Source organism: Cellulomonas sp. P1_G12_2 (assembly GCF_056405535.1).
This window is the reverse complement of the sequence record NZ_JBFUBX010000004.1, coordinates 77176-94851: the sequence shown is the minus strand read 5'-3', so window position 1 is coordinate 94851 and position 17676 is coordinate 77176. Positions and strand designations below refer to the sequence as shown.

The window sequence follows — 17676 nt, the reverse complement described above, 5'->3', positions numbered from 1 at the left end:
TCCCATGACGCGGTCCACCCCCCGGGCTGACGCCCGGAGGGTGGACCGTGAGTGCGACGTCGGTTAGCGACCGGCGATCGGGACCAGCGGGTTCTTGCCCGGGACCGCACCCGGGAGCGCCGGCGGAGCGGCGTTCGGGTCGACCGGGGCGGGAACCCCGAGGGCGTCGGGCAGGACGTACGTGAAGCCGGTGATGACCAGCTCCTGGTCGCCGACCGCCGTCGCCGGCTTCCCGGCGGACGCCTCGGCCTCGTCCTGCGACGTGCCTGCCAACGCACTGACGAGGAAGAGCCGCGTCGTGACGTTCTGCAGGTCGTAGAGGAAGGCGTTCGTGTTCTCGTAGGTGCCGACGACGGTCAGCGCGATCGGGATCGAGGTGAACCCTGCCGGAACGCCGCCCTGTGTCGTGGGCACCGCAGCGGGATCGACGACCGGCGCCGTCCCGTCCGTCGAGGACGACTCGCCCTCGGCCGCGGGCGTCTCGGCGGGGGCGGGGGCGACGACGACCGGTGCGGCCACGGACACTGCCTGCGGCGTCGACGGCGTGATCGTCGTGATGGTCACCGAATGAGCGGCCGCGACCTGATCGAGCTGACGCAGGTAGTCCGAGAGCATCGCGCTCGTCGGGACCTGCTGCTGCAGCACTGCCAGCTGGGCCTTGTACTCCGGGAGCTTCTCGAAGTCGGCCTTGAGCTTGGCCACCTTCATCTCGGTCAACGCGTTCTGCTCACGCGTCTGCTCGGCCTGGTCGCGCAGCTCGGATGCCGCCGACATGGTCGGGGAGACTGCAAGGAACCACGCCGCGGCGGCGATGACGACGCCGACGAACACGGTGCCGCCGATCCAGGTGCTCTTCTTCGCGCCGGCCATGTCAGCCCTCCCCCTCGATGGCGTCGAACCGGTGCGAGTACGCCGTGTCCTTCACCTGGACCGTCGAAGCGACGGTGTAGTAGATCCCGGACTCGTCCTCGGTGATGGTGGCCGAGGAGGCCCACGCGTCACCCAGGCCGGGCACGGAGTTCAGGGCGTCGATCCATGCGGACACGTCCGGCATGGTCGACGTCCGCGCGGTGAACTGGATCTGTCCGACGCTGGGCTGCTGCAGGGGGTCGGTCGGCGCCGGTGCCCCGGTCATGGGTGTCGCGACGTTCACCGTGAGGGTGTCGAAGCTGACGTTCGCGGGCAGCACCGCGGCGATGGCGTCGATGTACGACTTCCACTGCACATCGGTCGCCATGCCGGTCGCACGTGCACTCGTCGCGCCGTCGAGTGCAGCCAGGACCACGGGGACCTCGGCGTACTGCGCCTGCGCCTCCTGGAGCCGCGTGGTCTCTGCCTGCGCCTCCGCGAGCTCGGTCGCTGCCTGAGCGCCCGAGATGAGAGCCAGCCCGAACGCGCCGATGCACAGGACGACGACCAGGACGAGGCTCATCACCAGCCAGCGCTTCGTGGCGCGCAACCCACGGGCAGCCCGGATCTCCGGCGGCAGCAGGTTGACCTGCGGGAGCGTCCCGCTCAGCGCCGTGCCGGCGCTCGGCCGGCCCTTCGGTCGTTCCAGAAGCGTGGTCATGCGGCAACTCCGTAGGCCAGTCCGACGGGGAGGGCGATGAACGACTCATGTCCGTTCAGCGCGTCGCGCTGCACGGTCTTCGCGGAGCGGAGGCCGGCGAGCGGGTCACCGAGGGTGACCGGCAGCCGGCTCGCGCTCGACAGGTACTGCCCGAGGCCGGGGAGGTGGGATCCACCGCCGGTGAGCACGCACATGTCGATGCCGGCACCGGGGTTGTTGCTCGAGTAGTAGACGAACGTGTTGCGCACCGACTCGACCAGCGCACGGACCACGGTGCTGATGGCCTCCGCCGCGTCGGCCCGCTCGGGACCGACCGCGTAGCCGATGCCGACCTCGCGCTTGACGGCCTCGGCCTCGGCTGCGGCGATGCCCAACGCGGTGGCGACGGCGGCGGTGACGTTCTGGCCGCCTGTGGGCAGCGACCGGACGAGGCGGGGAGATCCCTGCGCCGAGATGACGACCGTGGTGATCGTCGCGCCGATGTCGACGAACGCCGCGGTCGCCCGTGCGAGCTCACCGCGCGCGAGGGCGCGGTGGAGGGCGAAGGCGTTGAGGTCGACCATGCGCGGCCGCAGGCCGGCCCCTTCGACCGCGATGACGTTCGCGTTGACGGTGTCCCGCTGCGCCGCGACGAGCATGCCGTGCACCGTGCGGCCCTGGGGGCCGTCGTACTCGGCCGTCGGGAAGTAGTCGAGCAGGGCGTCGTCCGTCGACATGGGCAGCAGCTCGCTCACCTGGAACGGCAGCGACGCCTTCAGCTGGGCCAGCGGCATCCAGGGAAGGTCGAGCTCGCGCACGACGACACGCTGGTTGCCGACGCCGATGACCACGTCCTTGGACTCGAACTTGGCCTGCGACCACAGCTGCCGCAGCGCGCTGGAGACGGTCTCGGGCTGGACGACCTCGCCGTCCCGGACTGCGCCGAGAGGCAGGGCGACCTGGCCGAAGCGCACAAGCATCGGGGGCGTCTTGCCCGTCGGGCCGCCGTTCCCGAACTCGAGCTCCGCAGCCCGGACGCACGACGAGCCGATGTCCAGCCCGATAACGCGTGTGGTACCCACGAGAGTCCTTCCCACGGCCGAATGAGTTCATTCGTCCTATCGGGTGGCGCGGGTCGCGACTTGAGGCCTTGTGCCGCAATCGCTCGGTGCAATCTCGGCCGTCAGAGCGCGCCGATGTACCAGTCCCACAGCGGCTGACCGGCGACGATGCCGACGGCGGCGCCGAGCAGCATCCACGGTCCGAACGGGATGCCGGACTTGCGGCCGGCGCGGCCGAGCACGAGCAGCCCGACGGAGAACAGACCGCCCAGCAGGAAGGCGGCGAACCACCCGACGAAGAGCGCGCCCCAGCCGAACCAGCCGAGGTAGAGGCCGAGAACGCCTGCGAGCTTCACGTCGCCGAACCCCATGCCCGCGGGGTACACCAGCACCGTGACGAAGTAGACCGCGTACAGCACCGCGCCGCCGAGGACCGCCCGCAGGAGCGCGGACCAGTCCGACTCGCCGCCGGGGTTCCAGCTCGCGAGGGTGAGCAGGACGAGCGCGACCGGGTAGGCCGGCAGCACGATGGCGTTCGGCAGCCGCTTGGTGTCGATGTCGATCAGCGCCAGCGCGACCGAGATCGCCGCGAGGTACAGGAGCGCCGGCAGGATCCACGTCGGCCCCGCGAACCAGGCCGTGAGGGCGAAGAGGACGCCGGTCCCGAGCTCGACCCACGGGTACCTGGCGGAGATCGGTTCGCCGCAGTCACGGCACCGGCCCCGCAGCAGCAGCCAGGAGAGCACGGGCACGTTGTCGCGCGCCCGGATGGTGTGGCCGCACCGCGGGCAGGCGCTCGGCGGGTTCACCACCGACTCCCCCCGCGGCACGCGCCAGACGACGACGTTGAGGAACGAGCCGATCAGGAGGCCGATCACACCGACCGCGAGGACGAGGGCGACGTTCAGGACGTCGTCAGGTACCACGGTCACCGCGTCGTCGCTCCCGTTCCGGCGGCCGTCACGCGGACTCGCGCTTGTAGAGGATCTCGATGGAGTAGGAGTCGATCGAGGCCTGTGACGCGATGCCACCCCAGACGGGCAGCGGCACGTACGCCATGTCGAGCTGGTTGTCGACCGAGAGGGTCGATCCCGAGTAGACCTGGCCGACGATCGTCGACTGGTTCGCCTTGCGGATCGCGCACGGCGAGTACAGCAGCGTGTTCACCGTGCTGTCCACCGAGACCTGGTTGTCGAGGGAGATGCCCTCCCCCGAGCAGGTCGTCGTCGTTCCGTAGTACGACGCCGGCTGGATGAAGTAGAGCAGGTTCGGGTCGGCGGCGGTCGCAGTGCCGGCCACCGAGGTGATCTGCGAGTTGTTGGTGAACTGGATGCCTGCACGGGAGACGAGCAGGAGGTTGTCCTTCATCAGGATCCCGACGCCCTGCAGGATGATCTTGCTCGTCGGGCAGGTGTTGATGACGATCGTCGGACCGGTGAGCTTGTAGGAGTTGGCGTAGAGCCACATCCCGACCCCGTCGGCCTTGCCGTTGAGGTTGACCGCCTTGCCGTCCGGGCCGGTGACCTTGTCGGTCCCGCCGTACAGGCCGCACGTGTAGATGCCCTGCGGGAACGTCACGACGTTGGTGTACCCGTGGGCAGCCCACTGCGCCTGCGTCGCGGCGTCCCACACGAGCTCAGGGAACGCGACGGTCGGGGGTGCGTCCACCGCGACGTTCGAGAAGCACTTGCCGGCGGTCCCGCACACCTGTCCCGAGACGGCGCCCTTCGCGCGGGCCTGCTGGCCGAGCGCCGCCTTGTCGAGGCTGACCGTGCTCGTCGACGAGAGCACCCGCCCGCCGACCGATGCCGACGGGTTGGTGATCTGGACCTTGCCCTTGGCCCAGACGTCGACCGAGACCGTGCACTGCGACTCGAGGTAGACGGAGCCCTGGGCGTAGATCGACCCGTGGAACTCCTGGTTGTTCCGGCAGTAGAAGTCGCCGTTGGTGTACACGTCGGCGTCGGGGGTGCCGGAGGCGCTGGTGAGCACCGTCTTGTTCGACATCGTCAGGTTGGAGTTCGAGAAGATGGCCTTGTCGAGGTCGTTGCCGTAGGCCGGCGTGAGTCGTACGAGGCTCTCGACGGAACGCTTCGCCGCTGACGTGCCGGCGAGCGAGTCTGATGTCGCGGCCGTGCGGATCTTCGCGTAGGCCACCTGCGTGGTGGGGATCGAGGCGCACGGCACCGCAGTCACGCCGTCGGCCTTGTAGTAGGTGACCGTCGAGGAGACGCCGAAGTCGTCGCGCGCGACGTCCGCTGAACCCGCGAGCGTGCCGCAGAACGACGTCAACGCCGCCGGTGCCGACGACTGGATCTGCGCCATGATCGTGTCGACCTGCGACTCTGCGACGGACACGGCCGACGACCGCTGGCGGTCCCGCCCTGTCGCTGTCGACTCCGCGATCGCGATCTTGATGGACACCACCACGAGAATCCCGACCAGCATCACGACCGCCATGGCGGCGACGAGCGCGACGCCGTCGTCGTCGCGCCGAGGGAGGAACCTACGCATCATCGTCTTCACGCCTTCCGTCTGGATCATGCCGGCGGGACCGGGACGCACTGGCTGCCCGTGTAGCCATAGCTGGTGTTGCGACCCGATATCGACGCATCGACGGCGACGTCGCGGCCGGACTCGGCATTCCGTGCCACGAGGTGCACCTTGAGCAACCGCTCGCCGTAGATGTTCCCCGCGCCGACATCGAGCTCGAACGGCGCCTGAGCCATCGTCAAGCCGCGTGCGACGACGCCCCAGCCGGTCACCGTCCCGCCGGTCTGCCAGGTGGTCTCCCAGCTACGCATCTGCAGCTGGTACGTGCCCGTGCCGTCGGCCGCCATCTGCCACTGCACGCACTTCTCGGCGCCGTTGGACTGTGTGAAGATCCGCATGCACGAGCCCTTGTTGGTGCCCATGTCCTGGCACGTCGAGACGAACGCGACCTCGTCCGCCGGACTGAACAGCACGTTGCCCGACCGGACCTGCCGGTCGATGGTCGCCAGAGCCTGCCGCGTGGCGAACACCGCGTCGGACGCCCCCTGCGACTCCTTGGTGACGCCCATGACGGCGATGACGGCCGACATGATCATGGCCATCGCGATCGAGAAGACCATCATCGAGACGAGAACCTCGGCGAGCGTCATCCCCGAGTCGGTGCTCGGGCGCGCCCGAGAGGCGAGCCACCGGCGCCGAAGCTCACGCATTTGCCGCAGCCTTGTACGTCGCGTCGGCCGTGACACCACCGAGGTCGCTCACCACCGCGAACTTCGTGAGCACAGTGGCTCCGCTGCTGATCGTGACCGTCACCTGCGAGGTCACGGATCCCGAGGCGTCGACCGACGTCTCGCAGGCATCCGTCTTGCAGATCGTCGAGAGCGCTCCGGTCCTCGTCGCCGGCAGACGCGTCACCTTGGGACGCTGCACCGTCACGGTGCCCTCGTAGTCGATCGTGACACCCCCGTACCCGATGCTCGTCGGCGGGATGGCGAACGTGTCCGACGCCGGGACGCTTCCCGTCGCGGGCGTCTGGTAGGTCGCGAGGTTCACGGTGGTGTACCCCGTGCCGTTCCAGACGACGAGCGTGCCGGTCCGGGTGAACGCGGGAGCTCCGGCGCCGTAGCCCTCCTCCGAGCGGACGTACTCCTGCAGACCGCTGACCGACCACAGACCCTGGTTCTGCACGAACCCCGCGGGCGCCGACGCGAACGCCGAGGTGCCGAAGCTTGCCGTGCCGAGCGAGCGGGCGGAGGCCGCGTGCCCGCAGTCGACGTTGCCGCCGGCCGCGCACGCGCCGGTGTTGTTCGCACCGAGGATCGCCGCCACGGCCCGCGAAGGAGCGCCACCGGTGCCGAAGGAGGCCACCGTCACGTCCGTGCCGCTGGGCGAGGTGTAGGTGAGCGTGGCTGCCGACCCGGCGGACTGGACGGTGGATGACGCGCACGGCCGCAGCATCGACGCCGGCCCTGTCGACAAGGAGGTGCCGGTCGCACCGACGCACGTCGCGGTGTCGGCGAAGATGGCCGCCCGCGCCGAGCCCGAGTCGGCGGTGGACGGGACCAACCGCAGCGTTCCGGCCGAGCCGGAGGCCGTCAGGGTGCTGGACGAGTGGGCGGGGGTGTTGGCCGCGAGCGACTGGGCCGGGACGGAGGACGGGTCGGAGTCCACGGCGACACCTGCCGACTCTCCACCGGTCTCGATCGTGGTGGACCCCACCTTCGACGCCCCGGAGGTCGCGGCGCCCGCGGTCCCGTTGGCGGTCTGCTCGACGAGGAAGTTCGTCGAGGTGTTCGCGAAGTCGAGCTGGAGCTTCGACGCGTCCAGGCCCTGCATGAGCATGGCCGAGTCGACCGGGTCGGTCACGGTCACGCCGCTCAGCGCCTCCCCGGCGCGCACCGTGAAGTAGGCCTGGCACGGAGCGGCGAAGGGGCTGGTGGCCGTCGACAGGCAGCCGGCGGGAGAGAACGTGGTCGAGCGCAGCACCGTCTCCCGCCCCGCGGGGATCACCGAGCTCTTCCACTTCACGATCGCCGTGAGGTTGAAGGCCTGCGAGCCTGAGGACGTGGGTGCCGACTTGGTGACGTAGGTCTGCACCCGGTACGTCACGCCGTTGATCGACTCGTCGGTCCACTGGCCGGAGACCGTGTTGACCACGAGCGGCTCGGCGACGGACGGAAGGAGCTGCGCAGACRGCGTGAACGTGGTGGTGCCCGCGACGGCCGAGACGTAGGACAGTCCGGCCTTGACGGTCATGGTCGCGTTGGGCTGCGTCACCATGTCGTACGGGAGAGCGCGCAGGCGCTCGAGCTGCTGGGTCGCGAGCGCTGTCGCCGTCTGGCGCTGGCGTGCCTGCTGGATCGTCTTCAGGCTGGAGATGACGGAGTACGACAAGGAGAGCATCACCGTCACGGTCACGAACATCGCCACGATGACCTCGATGAGCGTGAAGCCGTCGTCCGTGTGCGCCGCAACCACTCGACCGCGAATGCGTTCTCTCACTGCAGACCTGCCTTCCCGCCACCCTCGTCGATGCACACCAAGGTGTGAGAGCGGTGCACGTGCCTGCTCCTACGCCCTGAACGGCACATCTGCCGCGTAACTTGAGCCTGGAGCGCGAAACTGCTCCGACAACTCAGCTCTTGACCGCCGGCGGGGTGGTCACCTCGCCGCTGTAGCGCAGCGTGTACTTGGCGTTCGCCCACTTGGGGAAGTACGGAGGCGTCGAGTACTGGAGGCGGGTGTCGTACTTGTACAGCTTCAGGTAGCCGTTGAAGACGCCGCTGACCGTCTCGCCGACGATCCCGCGCCATCTCTGCGCGATGGAACCGACGACCAGGAGCGTGCCGGCGTCTCCGCCGACGTCGTACTTCTGCACGAGGAACGAGTGCTGCAGCGTCTGGATCGACCCCGCGATCTGGATGCCGTCGACCGGCGTGTACACCGACGCCGACGGCTCCTTGTACCGCCGCGGCCATCCTGCGACGTCGGCCTCACCCGTCACCTTCGTCGTCCACTCGAACTGCGTGGTGCTGTACTTCGTGCAGCTGCCGTCCACGGGGTCCGTCTTCGTGCACTTGCCGATCGACTTCACGGTGCCCACCCGCGGGTGGAACACCTCGACGGCGTTGGTGGCGACGAGGCCGAGCATGTCGGTGCTGCCGGTGCCGGTCCCGCCCGCCATGACGAGGTCGCCGGTCATGATGATCGACTGGGCGGCGGCGAGCGTCACCCGGCCCTTGAGGACGCCCTCGGCGTAGAGGTTGCCCTGGCCGCAGTACTTGGTGACCTCGAGCATGTTGGCGTCGGCCGTGTAGGTGCTGTCCTTGGTGGCGGGCGGGGTCCCGTTGTAGGTGCCCAGCGGCAGGCGGTCGGACGATGACGTCCCCCCGCCGAGCTCCTGGGCGTAGCACTGGCGCTGAGCGGTCAGGCTCGCGGAGGCGGCCACGTACACCGCCATCTCGTTCGGCACCGCCACCGTGGCGCCGGCGTCGCTGTTCAACGAGATGAGGTCGCCGCAGGACGGGGTCGCGCCGCCGGGGATGGGGACCGCGAGCGGCGCCTGGTTGCCGTTGACGGAGGTCTTGTTCCAGACCGTCATCTTGCCGTCGGCGGTGAACTTGATCCGGGTGGAACCGAAGTAGTGGCAGCCGGGCACGCTCGCGAAGGCGGCTGACGAGTCCTCGAGGTACAGGGGGTCGTGGGCCTTCGGCTGGATGCCGTTGAAGTCGGCGACGCTGCCCGAGCGCAGGCAGGCCGCCTCCCAGGTGCTGGCGGCCGCCGTCGCGGTCTTGCAGTCCTGGTCCGCGGTCCACACCTGCTTCTTGAACAGCGCCTTCTTCCCGCCTCGCAGGTTCGCGTAGATCGTGTCGTTCGTCATGACCTCGCCGTCCAGCTCGTCGCCACCGACGAACTGGATCTCCACGCACCCCTTGCCCGAGCGTGAGGGCTTGCCGTCGGTCGCGGCGGACGAGTGCCAGTACGACGCGTTGGTGGAGCCGTCCTTGCCGCAGACCACCTTGGTCGTCCCGCTGGGGTCGTAGGCCTGGACGTTCGCCGGGTCGGCGGACTCGAAGTCGGTGTAGTACACGTAGTCCGTCGAGCCGCCCTTGCCCACCGTCACGTCGATCGTCCGGTAGCGGTTGTTCACCCGCCCGGTGACGTAGAGCTGGTAGATGCCGACTCCTTGCTTGCTCGAGTCGACCGAGTAGTGGAAGGCGGCCGCCTTCGGGCCGGTCTGCCCCGCCTCGACGACCTGCCACCCGGGCGCCGTGGTCGGCGACCACGAGCACGAGTTGCTCGCCGTGGGCATGGGGCCCTTCCACGCCGGGTTGCTGCAGTCGGGCGTGTAGCCGTAGACGTCCTCGCGGTTCATCCGGCTGATGAAGTCCTCGACCCCGGACTGGGCGGCGGCCATGGCACCGGTGTAGTCCTGGTCGAACCGCGCGAACTTCGTCCCGGACAGCGAGAACGACAGCGCGGTCAGCGCCAGCATGGCGAGGACCAGCATCGAGCCGATGACGAGCACGATGGCTGCGCCTGCGTCCGAGCGCTGCGCACGCAGCAGGCTCCGGCGGCGGGAAGGCGTCTGATCCGTCATGGCGTGGACTCATCTCCGGGACGTAGGACCGCTTGTGAGTTCGGCAGCAGGACGCGCTGGATGTACGTGGTCGGCTTGACCGCCGACGCGGTCTTGAGCTCGACCTTGACGTTGAGCTCGATCGCGAGCACCTTGCTGATCTGGTCGACGGTCAGCGCGGCGCCGGGCGCGACAGGCATGGGCTGTCCGAGGTCGTCGAAGTACGAGAACAGGGGCGTCGGCGACGTGATCACCCCGGTGGCCACCCGGCGGACCTTGAGGTTCGCCTTGCACGACGCGGGAGCGCTCGCCAGCTCCGCGTTGCAGTAGGTGTACCCGGTCGACGTCAGGACAGGCTTGCCCGCCGCGTCGTGGTCGGGGATCTGGATCTTCTCGATGAGGACGCCGGCGTCCGCACCGGTCGTCGCGACCGCATAGGACACCTTGCTCGCGCCGATCGAGTTCCCACCGTTGTCGAGGTTCGCGTAGAACTGCATCCCGCTTCCGGACGCGGAGATGAACGCCGTGATGTCGTCGCACGCTGAGGTCACGCAGTCGATCAGCTGACTGGGCTTGACCGCGGTGCGGACGACCTTGCTGAGCCGCTCGCTGGCGGACCGTGCGACGTCCACCTGCTGCTGCCGGGTGATGTTCTGCCCGTTGGTCCGCTGGAACCCGATGGTCAACGTCGCCGTCGCGATGATGACCACGGAGAGGATCATCATCGTGACCAGCAGCTCCGCGAGGGACGACCCCCGCTGGTCCCGGCGCACCGGGCGGAGGGCGGTCACGGGGTCACCGCCGGGAGCTTGACGTCGATGGTCCCCGAGCCGCCCGCAGGGATCACCACCGGGGTGTTCGGATCCCCCGAGGGCGTGCTGCCCCAGAAAGCCGTGTACTGCGTCGGCCACAGGCCGGTGACCACCATGGTCGTGCCCGTCACCGGGATCAGCTTGGTCCCGCTCGCGCCGGCGAACTCGGCCGCCGTGACCGACACCTGCCCGCCCGCGACCTCGGCCGGCGTCGCGGGGGCACCCGCGGCGGTGACGAACCGCAGCGTGAGGGTCGCCGCCTGAGCCACGGTGAAGGTCGTGGTGTTGTTGAGCTGCCCGCGTGCGACGACCCCGACGATCTTGGTCGGCCCGCTCGTGCTCGACATGTCGACGAAGTTCGCGTCGGCGACGCGTGCGGAGTAGGAGCTCCCGGTGAGCGCCGGGTTCACCTGCACGACGGCGCACCCGGACGAGTCGGTGACACCGGATCGCGTCTCGGCTGCCGAGGACACGACGACCGTCCGCCCGACGCTCGCGCCGCCGGTGGCATCGGAGACCTTCACCGCGACGTAGCCGTTGAAGCCGAGAACCTTGTCGTCCTTGCGCGGCGCGAACGACGAACGCGAGACGACGGGCTCCGTCGTCCCCATCGACGACCACGTCACCGAGACGGTCACGCGGAGGGTCGGGTACTTGACGCCCACTCCCCCGGAACACGCCGAAGCCCCCTCGCCCGTGATGTTCCACGCGACGCTGCGCTGCACGGTGTACGCCTTGCCGTCGACGCGCAGCGGCTGCCCGGCGGTGCCGCCGGCGAGCGGGTGCGGGTTGGTGACGGTGCCCTGGTTGGCGATGTTCATCGGCGCGTCGGCCGTCCGGGAGAACTCCTCGCGCAGGATGTCCACCTCGCGAGCCGCCAGGTTCGCCGCCGCGACTCGAGACCGGTTGGTCACGCCGAGCGCCTGCGTGTTCATGATCACGCCGATCACCGCGACCGCCATCGTGCCCAGGACGACCATGGCGATGACGACCTCGATCAGCGAGAAGCCGTCGTCCCTCCGGGACGTGCGCTCCCTGAACACCTTGACCACGTGCGTACCTCTCCGAGAACGGGGGTGCAGCTGGGCGGATCGCGCCGCGGGGCAATGCAGTGCGGCCGCCCCGKGGGGGCGGCCGCACCTGTCACTGCCGGGTGGATCCCTGACCGATGGTCAGACATCCACCCGGCAGCAGGTCGATCAGGAGTTGGTCGCAGCGGTGCAACCGCCGGGGCGCAGGCCCTTGTCGGCCGAGTAGCTGTAGACCTTCTGCTTGCCGTCAGCGTTCGTGGCCTGGACGCACCACGCGGTGTCGCTCACGATGCTCGTGGCGGTCGAGTCCGTCACGTCCGTGCCGGTGCTCACGCGGATGGTGGAGCCGGCCGCCGTGACGTCGCCGCCGATGGCCGCCTGCGAGACCGAGGGCGCAACGGTGCCGTCGATGAAGAAGGTCGCGATCTCCTTGCCGATCGTGGAGATGTCGGCCTTCGTCGACGTGTCGCGGGCCTTCTGGCGCTGGCTCAGGAAGACCGGGATCGCGATCGCGGCGAGGATGCCGATGATGATCATGACGACGAGGAGCTCGATAAGGGTGAAGCCCTTGTCCTTCTCGTCGATGGACTTCTGCATGCGAGCAATCATGCTGTGCTCCAGGTGTGAGTTGCGGTCGAGTTGTCATTTCCATCCCGCGACGCCATCTTCGACGAGGCGGTTCAGTCATACGCTGCTGGATCGGCGTCGAGGTCGAGCAGGTTGAGCACTCGACGGGGAATTCTCTGGGTTTCACCCGAACGGACGCTCCACCCGTGTTCCGAGCCGGAACGACCGCGGCCGGGAGGGATCACGAGATCCCTCCCGGCCGTCAGGCGGCGGAGCCGTGCATCAGGGGCAGGCGCCTGTCGACAGCGCGCCGGTGGCGGTGAACTGGTAGTCGACCACCTTGCCGTTGTCGTTCTTGAGCGAGACGCACCAGTTCGAGTCGCTGACGATGTCGGCGTCATCGCTGGTGAGCACGCTGCCGTTGCTCAGTCGGATCGCGCCGCTGGTGTAGCCGGCGCCGTCGGAGAACGTGAGGGACACCGGGTCCGTCCCGCTGGAGGTGATCGCCAGCGTGCCGGTGCCGTCGACGAAATAGGTGGCGATCTCCTTGCCGAGCGTCGAGACGTCTGCCTTGGTCGACGTGTCACGAGCCTTCTGGCGCTGGCTCAGGAACACCGGTATCGCGATGGCGGCAAGGATGCCGATGATGATCATGACGACGAGGAGCTCGATAAGGGTGAAGCCCTTATCCCTCTTCTCGATGGACGTGCGGACGCGAGCGATCATGCCGATCTCCCAGGGAGTCAGGAAGGAATGTGCGGATTCATTGACGGCCCGGAGGCCGTCTGTTCGGGTGGTGCAAGGGATCAATCGGCCGCGGCGGACGCACTCTTGAGCGGGCCTCGGCGGAGAGTCGGCATTCACCCGTCCGCGTCACTGCAGGGAGATCAGTTGATGAGGTTGAACACACCGAAGATGGGCATGTACATGGCGATGACCATGGAACCGACGATCGCGCCGATGACGACGATCATGAGCGGCTCGATCAGGCTCGTGAGCTGCTCCGTGGTCGACTCGACCTCGTCGTCGTAGAAGTCGGCGACCTTGGCCAGCATCGTGTCGAGCGCTCCGGTGTCCTCACCGACGGCCATCATCTGCACGACCATCGGTGGGAACACCGGGTGCTGGGACAACGGCCCGGCCAGGGACTCGCCGCGTCGGACGGACTCCTGAACCGCCTTGGCCGCACGTTCGATGACGAGGTTGCCGCTCGTCTCACCGACGATGTCGAGCGCCTGCAGGAGCGGGACGCCGGCGTGGATCATGGTGCCGAAGTTGCGGGTGAACCGCGAGACCGCGATCTTCCGGAACAGCTGCCCGAAGACGGGCACCTTGAGCTTCCACGGGTCCAGGCGCTCGCGGATGCCCCGGTCGTTCTTGTGCTTGCCCCACCACACGGTGAAGATCACGAGCGCGATGATCAGCGGGATGATCGTGATCTTGAGGGCCTGCGACATCCACATGAGGATCTGCGTCGGGAGCGGGAGCGTCCCGCCGAGGTCCGAGAACATCCCTGCGAAGACCGGGACGATGAACAGCAGCATGCCGGCAGTGGCCAGGATCGCGATGACGAACACCACGACCGGGTAGGTCATCGCGGACTTGATCTTGCCGCGGAGCTTGACCTCGGCCTCGAAGTTGTTCGCGACCGACACGAGCGTCTGGTCGAGGAAACCACCGACCTCGCCGGCCTTGACCATGTTGATCATCAGCGGCGGGAAGACGTCGACGTGCTTGCCGAGCGCGGTCGAGAACGCGGTGCCGATCTCGACGTCGTTGCGCACCTGCGCGACGACCTTCGCCAGCGGCTTGGACTCGGTCTGCTCCGCCAGGATCGTCAGAGCCCGGAGGAGTGAGAGGCCGGCGTCGATCATCGTGGCGAGCTGCCGCGACATGATCGCGAGGTCCTTGAGCGTGATCTTGTTGCCGCCGAAGCCCGGGATGTTGATCTCGGCGTTCATGCCGCCGGTCGACACCTCGGAGATGGAGACGGCGGCGAGCCCCATCTCCCGCAGCCGGTTGGCCACTGCCGCCTGGTTGGTCGCCTCGACGCGACCCTTGACGATCTTGCCGCCCTTGTCCCGGACGGCGTACTCGTACGTCTTCGTCCCGCCGGCCATCAGAAGGCCTGGCTTCCGAAGGCGGAGCCACCCATGCTGGCCTGGTCACCCAGGCCGGCGGCGCCCTGCGAGCCGCCGGAGAAGCGGCCGGTCAGTCGGTTGAAGTCCTCCACGTGATGGCACTTCTCCAGCCCGGTCTCGTAGGTGATCTTGCCCGTCTTCACCAGCTCGGACAGGTGCTGGTCCATGGTGTGCATGCCCTGCTTGGCGCCTGCCTGCATCGCCGAGTAGATCTGGTGGGTCTTGCCCTCACGGATGAGGTTGCGGATGGCGGGGGTGGCGACGAGCACCTCCGTGGCCACCGCCCGGCCCGGCGAGTCGGAGCGCTTGGCCAGCGTCTGGCAGACGACCCCCTGCAAGGCACCGGCCAGCTGGGTGCGTACCTGGGACTGCTGGTGCGCGGGGAACACGTCGATGACGCGGTCGATGGTCTGCGCCGCGTCCTGGGTGTGCAGCGTGGCGAAGACCAGGTGACCGGTCTCGGCCGCGGTCAGGGCCACCGAGATCGTCTCGAGGTCGCGCATCTCGCCGACCAGGATGATGTCGGGGTCCTGCCGGAGCACGTGCTTCAGGGCGTTGGCGAAGGAGTGCGTGTCCTGGCCGACCTCGCGCTGGTTGACCACGCACTTCTTGTGCCGGTGGAGGAACTCGATCGGGTCCTCGACCGTCATGATGTGGTCCTCGCGCGTCCGGTTGGCGAGGTCGACGATCGAGGCGAGGGTGGTCGACTTGCCGGAGCCGGTGGGTCCGGTGACGAGCACGAGCCCGCGCGGCATGCCCGCGAACGTGCCGACGACCGCAGGGATACCGAGCGCCTCGAGCGGCTTGATCTCGTAGGGGATCACGCGGAAGGCGGCGCCGATGGACTCGCGCTGCTGGTAGATGTTCACGCGGAACCGCGCGAGACCGCGCACGGAGTAGGACAGGTCGAGCTCGAGGTTGGTCTCGAACTTCTCCCGCTGCTTCTGCGTCAGGAACGCGTACAGCGTGCGGCGCAGACCCTCCGGCATCACCTGGCCGAAGCCGTCGAGCGCCTTGAGCGAGCCGTTGATGCGCACCATCGGCGTCGTGCCGGTGGTGAGGTGCACGTCGGACGCACCGAGCCGGACCATCTCGGTGAGGATCTCGTCGATCGGGAGGTCACCCTCCTGCTGCTCCTGACCCATGCCGCGGCGCTGCCCGCGGTCGCGGGCCGGGGCGGCCGGAGCGGGCGCTGCGGGCTCGGCCGGGGCCTGGGGCGCGGGGACGTGCCCGGGAGCGCCGACAGCCGGAGCCTGGGCCGGCATGAAGACCCGGGTGGCGCCCATCGCGGAGGTGGTCGGCCCCTGGGGCGAGAACGACGTCGCCGGCGCGGCGGGCGGCGGCGTGTAGGGCGGCGGACCGGACGGACCGGCCTGGTAGGCGGCCCCGGGCGCGGCCGGAGCCTGCGCCTGGTACGGCGGTGGGCTGGGCGGCGCCTGCTGCGCGGTGCTCTGCGACGGGATCGGCGAGAACATCGCCGGCGCCCCCGCCTGCGGTCCGACGGGTCGGTAGGGCGGCAACGGCCGCGAGGGCTCCCCCGCGGGTGCCTGATAGTTCTCGCTCACGTCATTCCCTCCACGTGGTCACCCGGTTCGACCGGCACGGGCGTGCCGGTACCAGGCCTTCGTCCTGGACCGTTCATCGGCGGTGCGGATGCCCGACTTGAGGCATCAGCACGCGTCGCTACTACGTGACGACGACGCGCAGGATCTCCTCGATGGAGGTCTGCCCGAGCGCGACCTTGTGCCAGCCGTCGTCGCGCAGCGGGATCATGCCCTGCTTCACCGCCGTCGCAGCGATGTCGGCGGACGACGAGTGAGCGACTGCGTGGCGCTCGATCTCCTCGGTGACCCGCATGACCTCGTGCAGCGCGAGCCGACCCCGGTACCCCGTCTTGGAGCACGTGGCGCAGCCGACCCGGCGCATGAGCTCCGGCAGCGGCTCCCCGTCGACCCACGGGAAACGGGCCGCGAGGAGCTCCGTGGGGGTCGGCGTGTACGGCTCCTTGCACTTGTTGCAGAGCTTGCGCGCGAGCCGCTGGGCCACGACCGCGTCCAGGGCCGAACCGACGAGGAACGGCTCGATGCCCATCTCCGTCAGACGGGTGATGGCGGACGGCGCGTCGTTGGTGTGCAGCGTGGAGAGCACGAGGTGACCGGTGAGGGCGGCCTCGATGGCGATCTGCGCGGTCTCGTGGTCGCGGATCTCACCGAGGAGGACGACGTCGGGGTCGGACCGCAGGATCGATCGGAGCGCCCCGGCGAACGTCAGGCCGGCCTTCACGTTCACCTGGACCTGGTTGATGCCGGCGAGCCGGTACTCGACGGGGTCCTCGACCGTGATGACGTTGATCTCCGGCTTGGACACCGCATTGAGGGTCGCGTAGAGCGTGGTCGACTTGCCCGATCCGGTCGGCCCGGTGACCAGGATCATCCCGTACGGCTTGGTGTACGACTCGCGGTACACCTCGTAGTTCGACTCGAGGAACGACAGGTCGCGCAGGTCGAGGCTCGCGGTGGAGTTGTCGAGGATTCGCATGACGATCTTCTCGCCCCACACGGTCGGCAGCGTGGCCACCCGGAGGTCGATCTTGCGCCCGTTGTGCACCACGGACATGCGGCCGTCCTGGGGCTTGCGGCGCTCCGCGATGTCGATGTCGCTCATGATCTTCACGCGGCTGATGACGCCGCCGGTGATCTGCTTGGGCGCCCGCTGGGTCTCGTGCAGCACGCCGTCGATCCGGTAGCGGACCCGGAGGTCGTGCTCGGACGGCTCGATGTGGATGTCCGAGGCCCGGTCGGTGATCGCCTGCGTCACCAGCAGGTTGACGAACCGCACGATCGGCGCGTCCTCGTTGCCGATCTCCGCCATCTTGGAGAGGTCGGCCTCGGCCTCGGCGTCGGCGTCCTCGAACGCCTGCGACAGGTCTTCCATCTCGTCGTCGGCACGGCAGTACCGGTCGATCGCGCGCAGCAGGTTGTCGTGCGTGGCGATGACAGGGATGACGGACATGCCCGAGACGGAGCGCACGTCGTCGACCGCCATGACGTTGCCGGGGTCGGAGGTCGCGAGCACGATCGACCCGCCCTCGAGAGCGACGGGAAGCACGGAGTAGCGGCGGCACAGCGCGCCGGGGACCAGGCTGACGGCCATGCGGTCGACCGGGTAGTCGTCGAGGTCGACGAAGTCCATGCCGACCTGGTTGGCGAGCGCCTTGACCAGCTGGGACTCGGTGAGGACCCCGAGCTCGACCAGCGTGCGTCCCAACGTCGTGCCCCGGGCCAACGTCTCGTCCAGCGCGGCGAGCAGCTGCGCCTCCGTGACCAGTCCGTCGTCGAGCAGGATCTCCCCGAGCTGCTTCACGCGCGTCCCTCCGTCGAGCTGGCGGCCGGGTGCTGGCCGCGCGGATGTCTCTGTAGACATCGGCAGGGAGGTCGACGTGC

At 68.8% G+C, this 17676-nt stretch carries 15 protein-coding genes; all 15 read right to left on the bottom strand.

Features of this window, described 5'->3' with window-relative positions; all coding sequences use genetic code 11:
- Nucleotides 1–63: 63 nt before the first annotated feature.
- Entirely contained in the window at nucleotides 64–870 is an 807-nt protein-coding gene (locus tag AC1DXT_RS14390) for a hypothetical protein (RefSeq protein WP_477061990.1), read from the bottom strand.
- Between the two features lies 1 nt (nucleotide 871).
- Complete coding sequence (locus AC1DXT_RS14385; protein ID WP_477061989.1) at nucleotides 872–1570, bottom strand: PilN domain-containing protein; 699 nt, start codon at nucleotides 1568–1570, stop codon at nucleotides 872–874.
- A complete protein-coding gene (gene pilM / locus AC1DXT_RS14380) occupies nucleotides 1567–2631 on the bottom strand; it encodes a type IV pilus assembly protein PilM (protein WP_477061988.1) in 1065 nt (354 codons plus the stop codon). The genes AC1DXT_RS14385 and pilM overlap by 4 nt, the downstream gene beginning before the upstream one ends.
- Nucleotides 2632–2732: 101 nt before the next feature.
- A complete protein-coding gene (locus AC1DXT_RS14375) occupies nucleotides 2733–3542 on the bottom strand; it encodes a prepilin peptidase (RefSeq protein WP_477061987.1) in 810 nt (269 codons plus the stop codon).
- A gap of 28 nt (nucleotides 3543–3570) precedes the next feature.
- Entirely contained in the window at nucleotides 3571–5124 is a 1554-nt protein-coding gene (locus AC1DXT_RS14370) for a hypothetical protein (RefSeq protein ID WP_477061986.1), read from the bottom strand.
- A 26-nt stretch (nucleotides 5125–5150) separates the two neighbouring features.
- On the bottom strand, nucleotides 5151–5813 hold the full coding sequence (locus AC1DXT_RS14365; RefSeq protein WP_477061985.1) for a PulJ/GspJ family protein: 663 nt from the start codon (nucleotides 5811–5813) through the stop codon (nucleotides 5151–5153).
- On the bottom strand, nucleotides 5806–7581 hold the full coding sequence (locus tag AC1DXT_RS14360; protein WP_477061984.1) for a prepilin-type N-terminal cleavage/methylation domain-containing protein: 1776 nt from the start codon (nucleotides 7579–7581) through the stop codon (nucleotides 5806–5808). The genes AC1DXT_RS14365 and AC1DXT_RS14360 overlap by 8 nt, the downstream gene beginning before the upstream one ends.
- Nucleotides 7582–7738: 157 nt before the next feature.
- On the bottom strand, nucleotides 7739–9703 hold the full coding sequence (locus AC1DXT_RS14355) for a pilus assembly PilX family protein (RefSeq protein WP_477061983.1): 1965 nt from the start codon (nucleotides 9701–9703) through the stop codon (nucleotides 7739–7741).
- Entirely contained in the window at nucleotides 9700–10473 is a 774-nt protein-coding gene (locus AC1DXT_RS14350) for a type IV pilus modification PilV family protein (RefSeq protein ID WP_477061982.1), read from the bottom strand. Before AC1DXT_RS14350 ends, AC1DXT_RS14355 begins: the two co-directional genes overlap by 4 nt.
- Nucleotides 10470–11546, bottom strand: coding sequence for a type IV pilus modification PilV family protein (locus AC1DXT_RS14345; RefSeq protein WP_477061981.1), 1077 nt, complete (start codon nucleotides 11544–11546; stop codon nucleotides 10470–10472). Before AC1DXT_RS14345 ends, AC1DXT_RS14350 begins: the two co-directional genes overlap by 4 nt.
- A gap of 147 nt (nucleotides 11547–11693) precedes the next feature.
- Nucleotides 11694–12122, bottom strand: a complete 429-nt coding sequence (locus AC1DXT_RS14340) for a type II secretion system protein (protein ID WP_477061980.1) — start codon at nucleotides 12120–12122, stop codon at nucleotides 11694–11696.
- 252 nt (nucleotides 12123–12374) lie between these two features.
- Nucleotides 12375–12818, bottom strand: a complete 444-nt coding sequence (locus AC1DXT_RS14335) for a type II secretion system protein (protein WP_477061979.1) — start codon at nucleotides 12816–12818, stop codon at nucleotides 12375–12377.
- A 161-nt stretch (nucleotides 12819–12979) separates the two neighbouring features.
- Nucleotides 12980–14212 (bottom strand): type II secretion system F family protein, encoded by a 1233-nt coding sequence (locus AC1DXT_RS14330; RefSeq protein WP_477061978.1) that lies wholly within the window; start codon nucleotides 14210–14212, stop codon nucleotides 12980–12982.
- A complete protein-coding gene (locus AC1DXT_RS14325; protein ID WP_477061977.1) occupies nucleotides 14212–15798 on the bottom strand; it encodes a type IV pilus twitching motility protein PilT in 1587 nt (528 codons plus the stop codon). The genes AC1DXT_RS14330 and AC1DXT_RS14325 overlap by 1 nt, the downstream gene beginning before the upstream one ends.
- A gap of 121 nt (nucleotides 15799–15919) precedes the next feature.
- On the bottom strand, nucleotides 15920–17596 hold the full coding sequence (locus AC1DXT_RS14320; RefSeq protein WP_477061976.1) for a GspE/PulE family protein: 1677 nt from the start codon (nucleotides 17594–17596) through the stop codon (nucleotides 15920–15922).
- Nucleotides 17597–17676: the final 80 nt, after the last annotated feature.

Bases quoted from the DNA above. Each gene is read 5' to 3' on its own strand.
- AC1DXT_RS14390 (WP_477061990.1), bottom strand. From the start codon at position 870: ATGGCCGGCGCGAAGAAGAGCACCTGGATCGGCGGCACCGTGTTCGTC.
- AC1DXT_RS14385 (WP_477061989.1), bottom strand. From the start codon at position 1,570: ATGACCACGCTTCTGGAACGACCGAAGGGCCGGCCGAGCGCCGGCACG.
- AC1DXT_RS14370 (WP_477061986.1), bottom strand. From the start codon at position 5,124: ATGCGTAGGTTCCTCCCTCGGCGCGACGACGACGGCGTCGCGCTCGTC.
- AC1DXT_RS14365 (WP_477061985.1), bottom strand. From the start codon at position 5,813: ATGCGTGAGCTTCGGCGCCGGTGGCTCGCCTCTCGGGCGCGCCCGAGC.
- AC1DXT_RS14355 (WP_477061983.1), bottom strand. From the start codon at position 9,703: ATGACGGATCAGACGCCTTCCCGCCGCCGGAGCCTGCTGCGTGCGCAG.
- AC1DXT_RS14340 (WP_477061980.1), bottom strand. From the start codon at position 12,122: ATGCAGAAGTCCATCGACGAGAAGGACAAGGGCTTCACCCTTATCGAG.
- AC1DXT_RS14335 (WP_477061979.1), bottom strand. From the start codon at position 12,818: ATGATCGCTCGCGTCCGCACGTCCATCGAGAAGAGGGATAAGGGCTTC.
- AC1DXT_RS14330 (WP_477061978.1), bottom strand. From the start codon at position 14,212: ATGGCCGGCGGGACGAAGACGTACGAGTACGCCGTCCGGGACAAGGGC.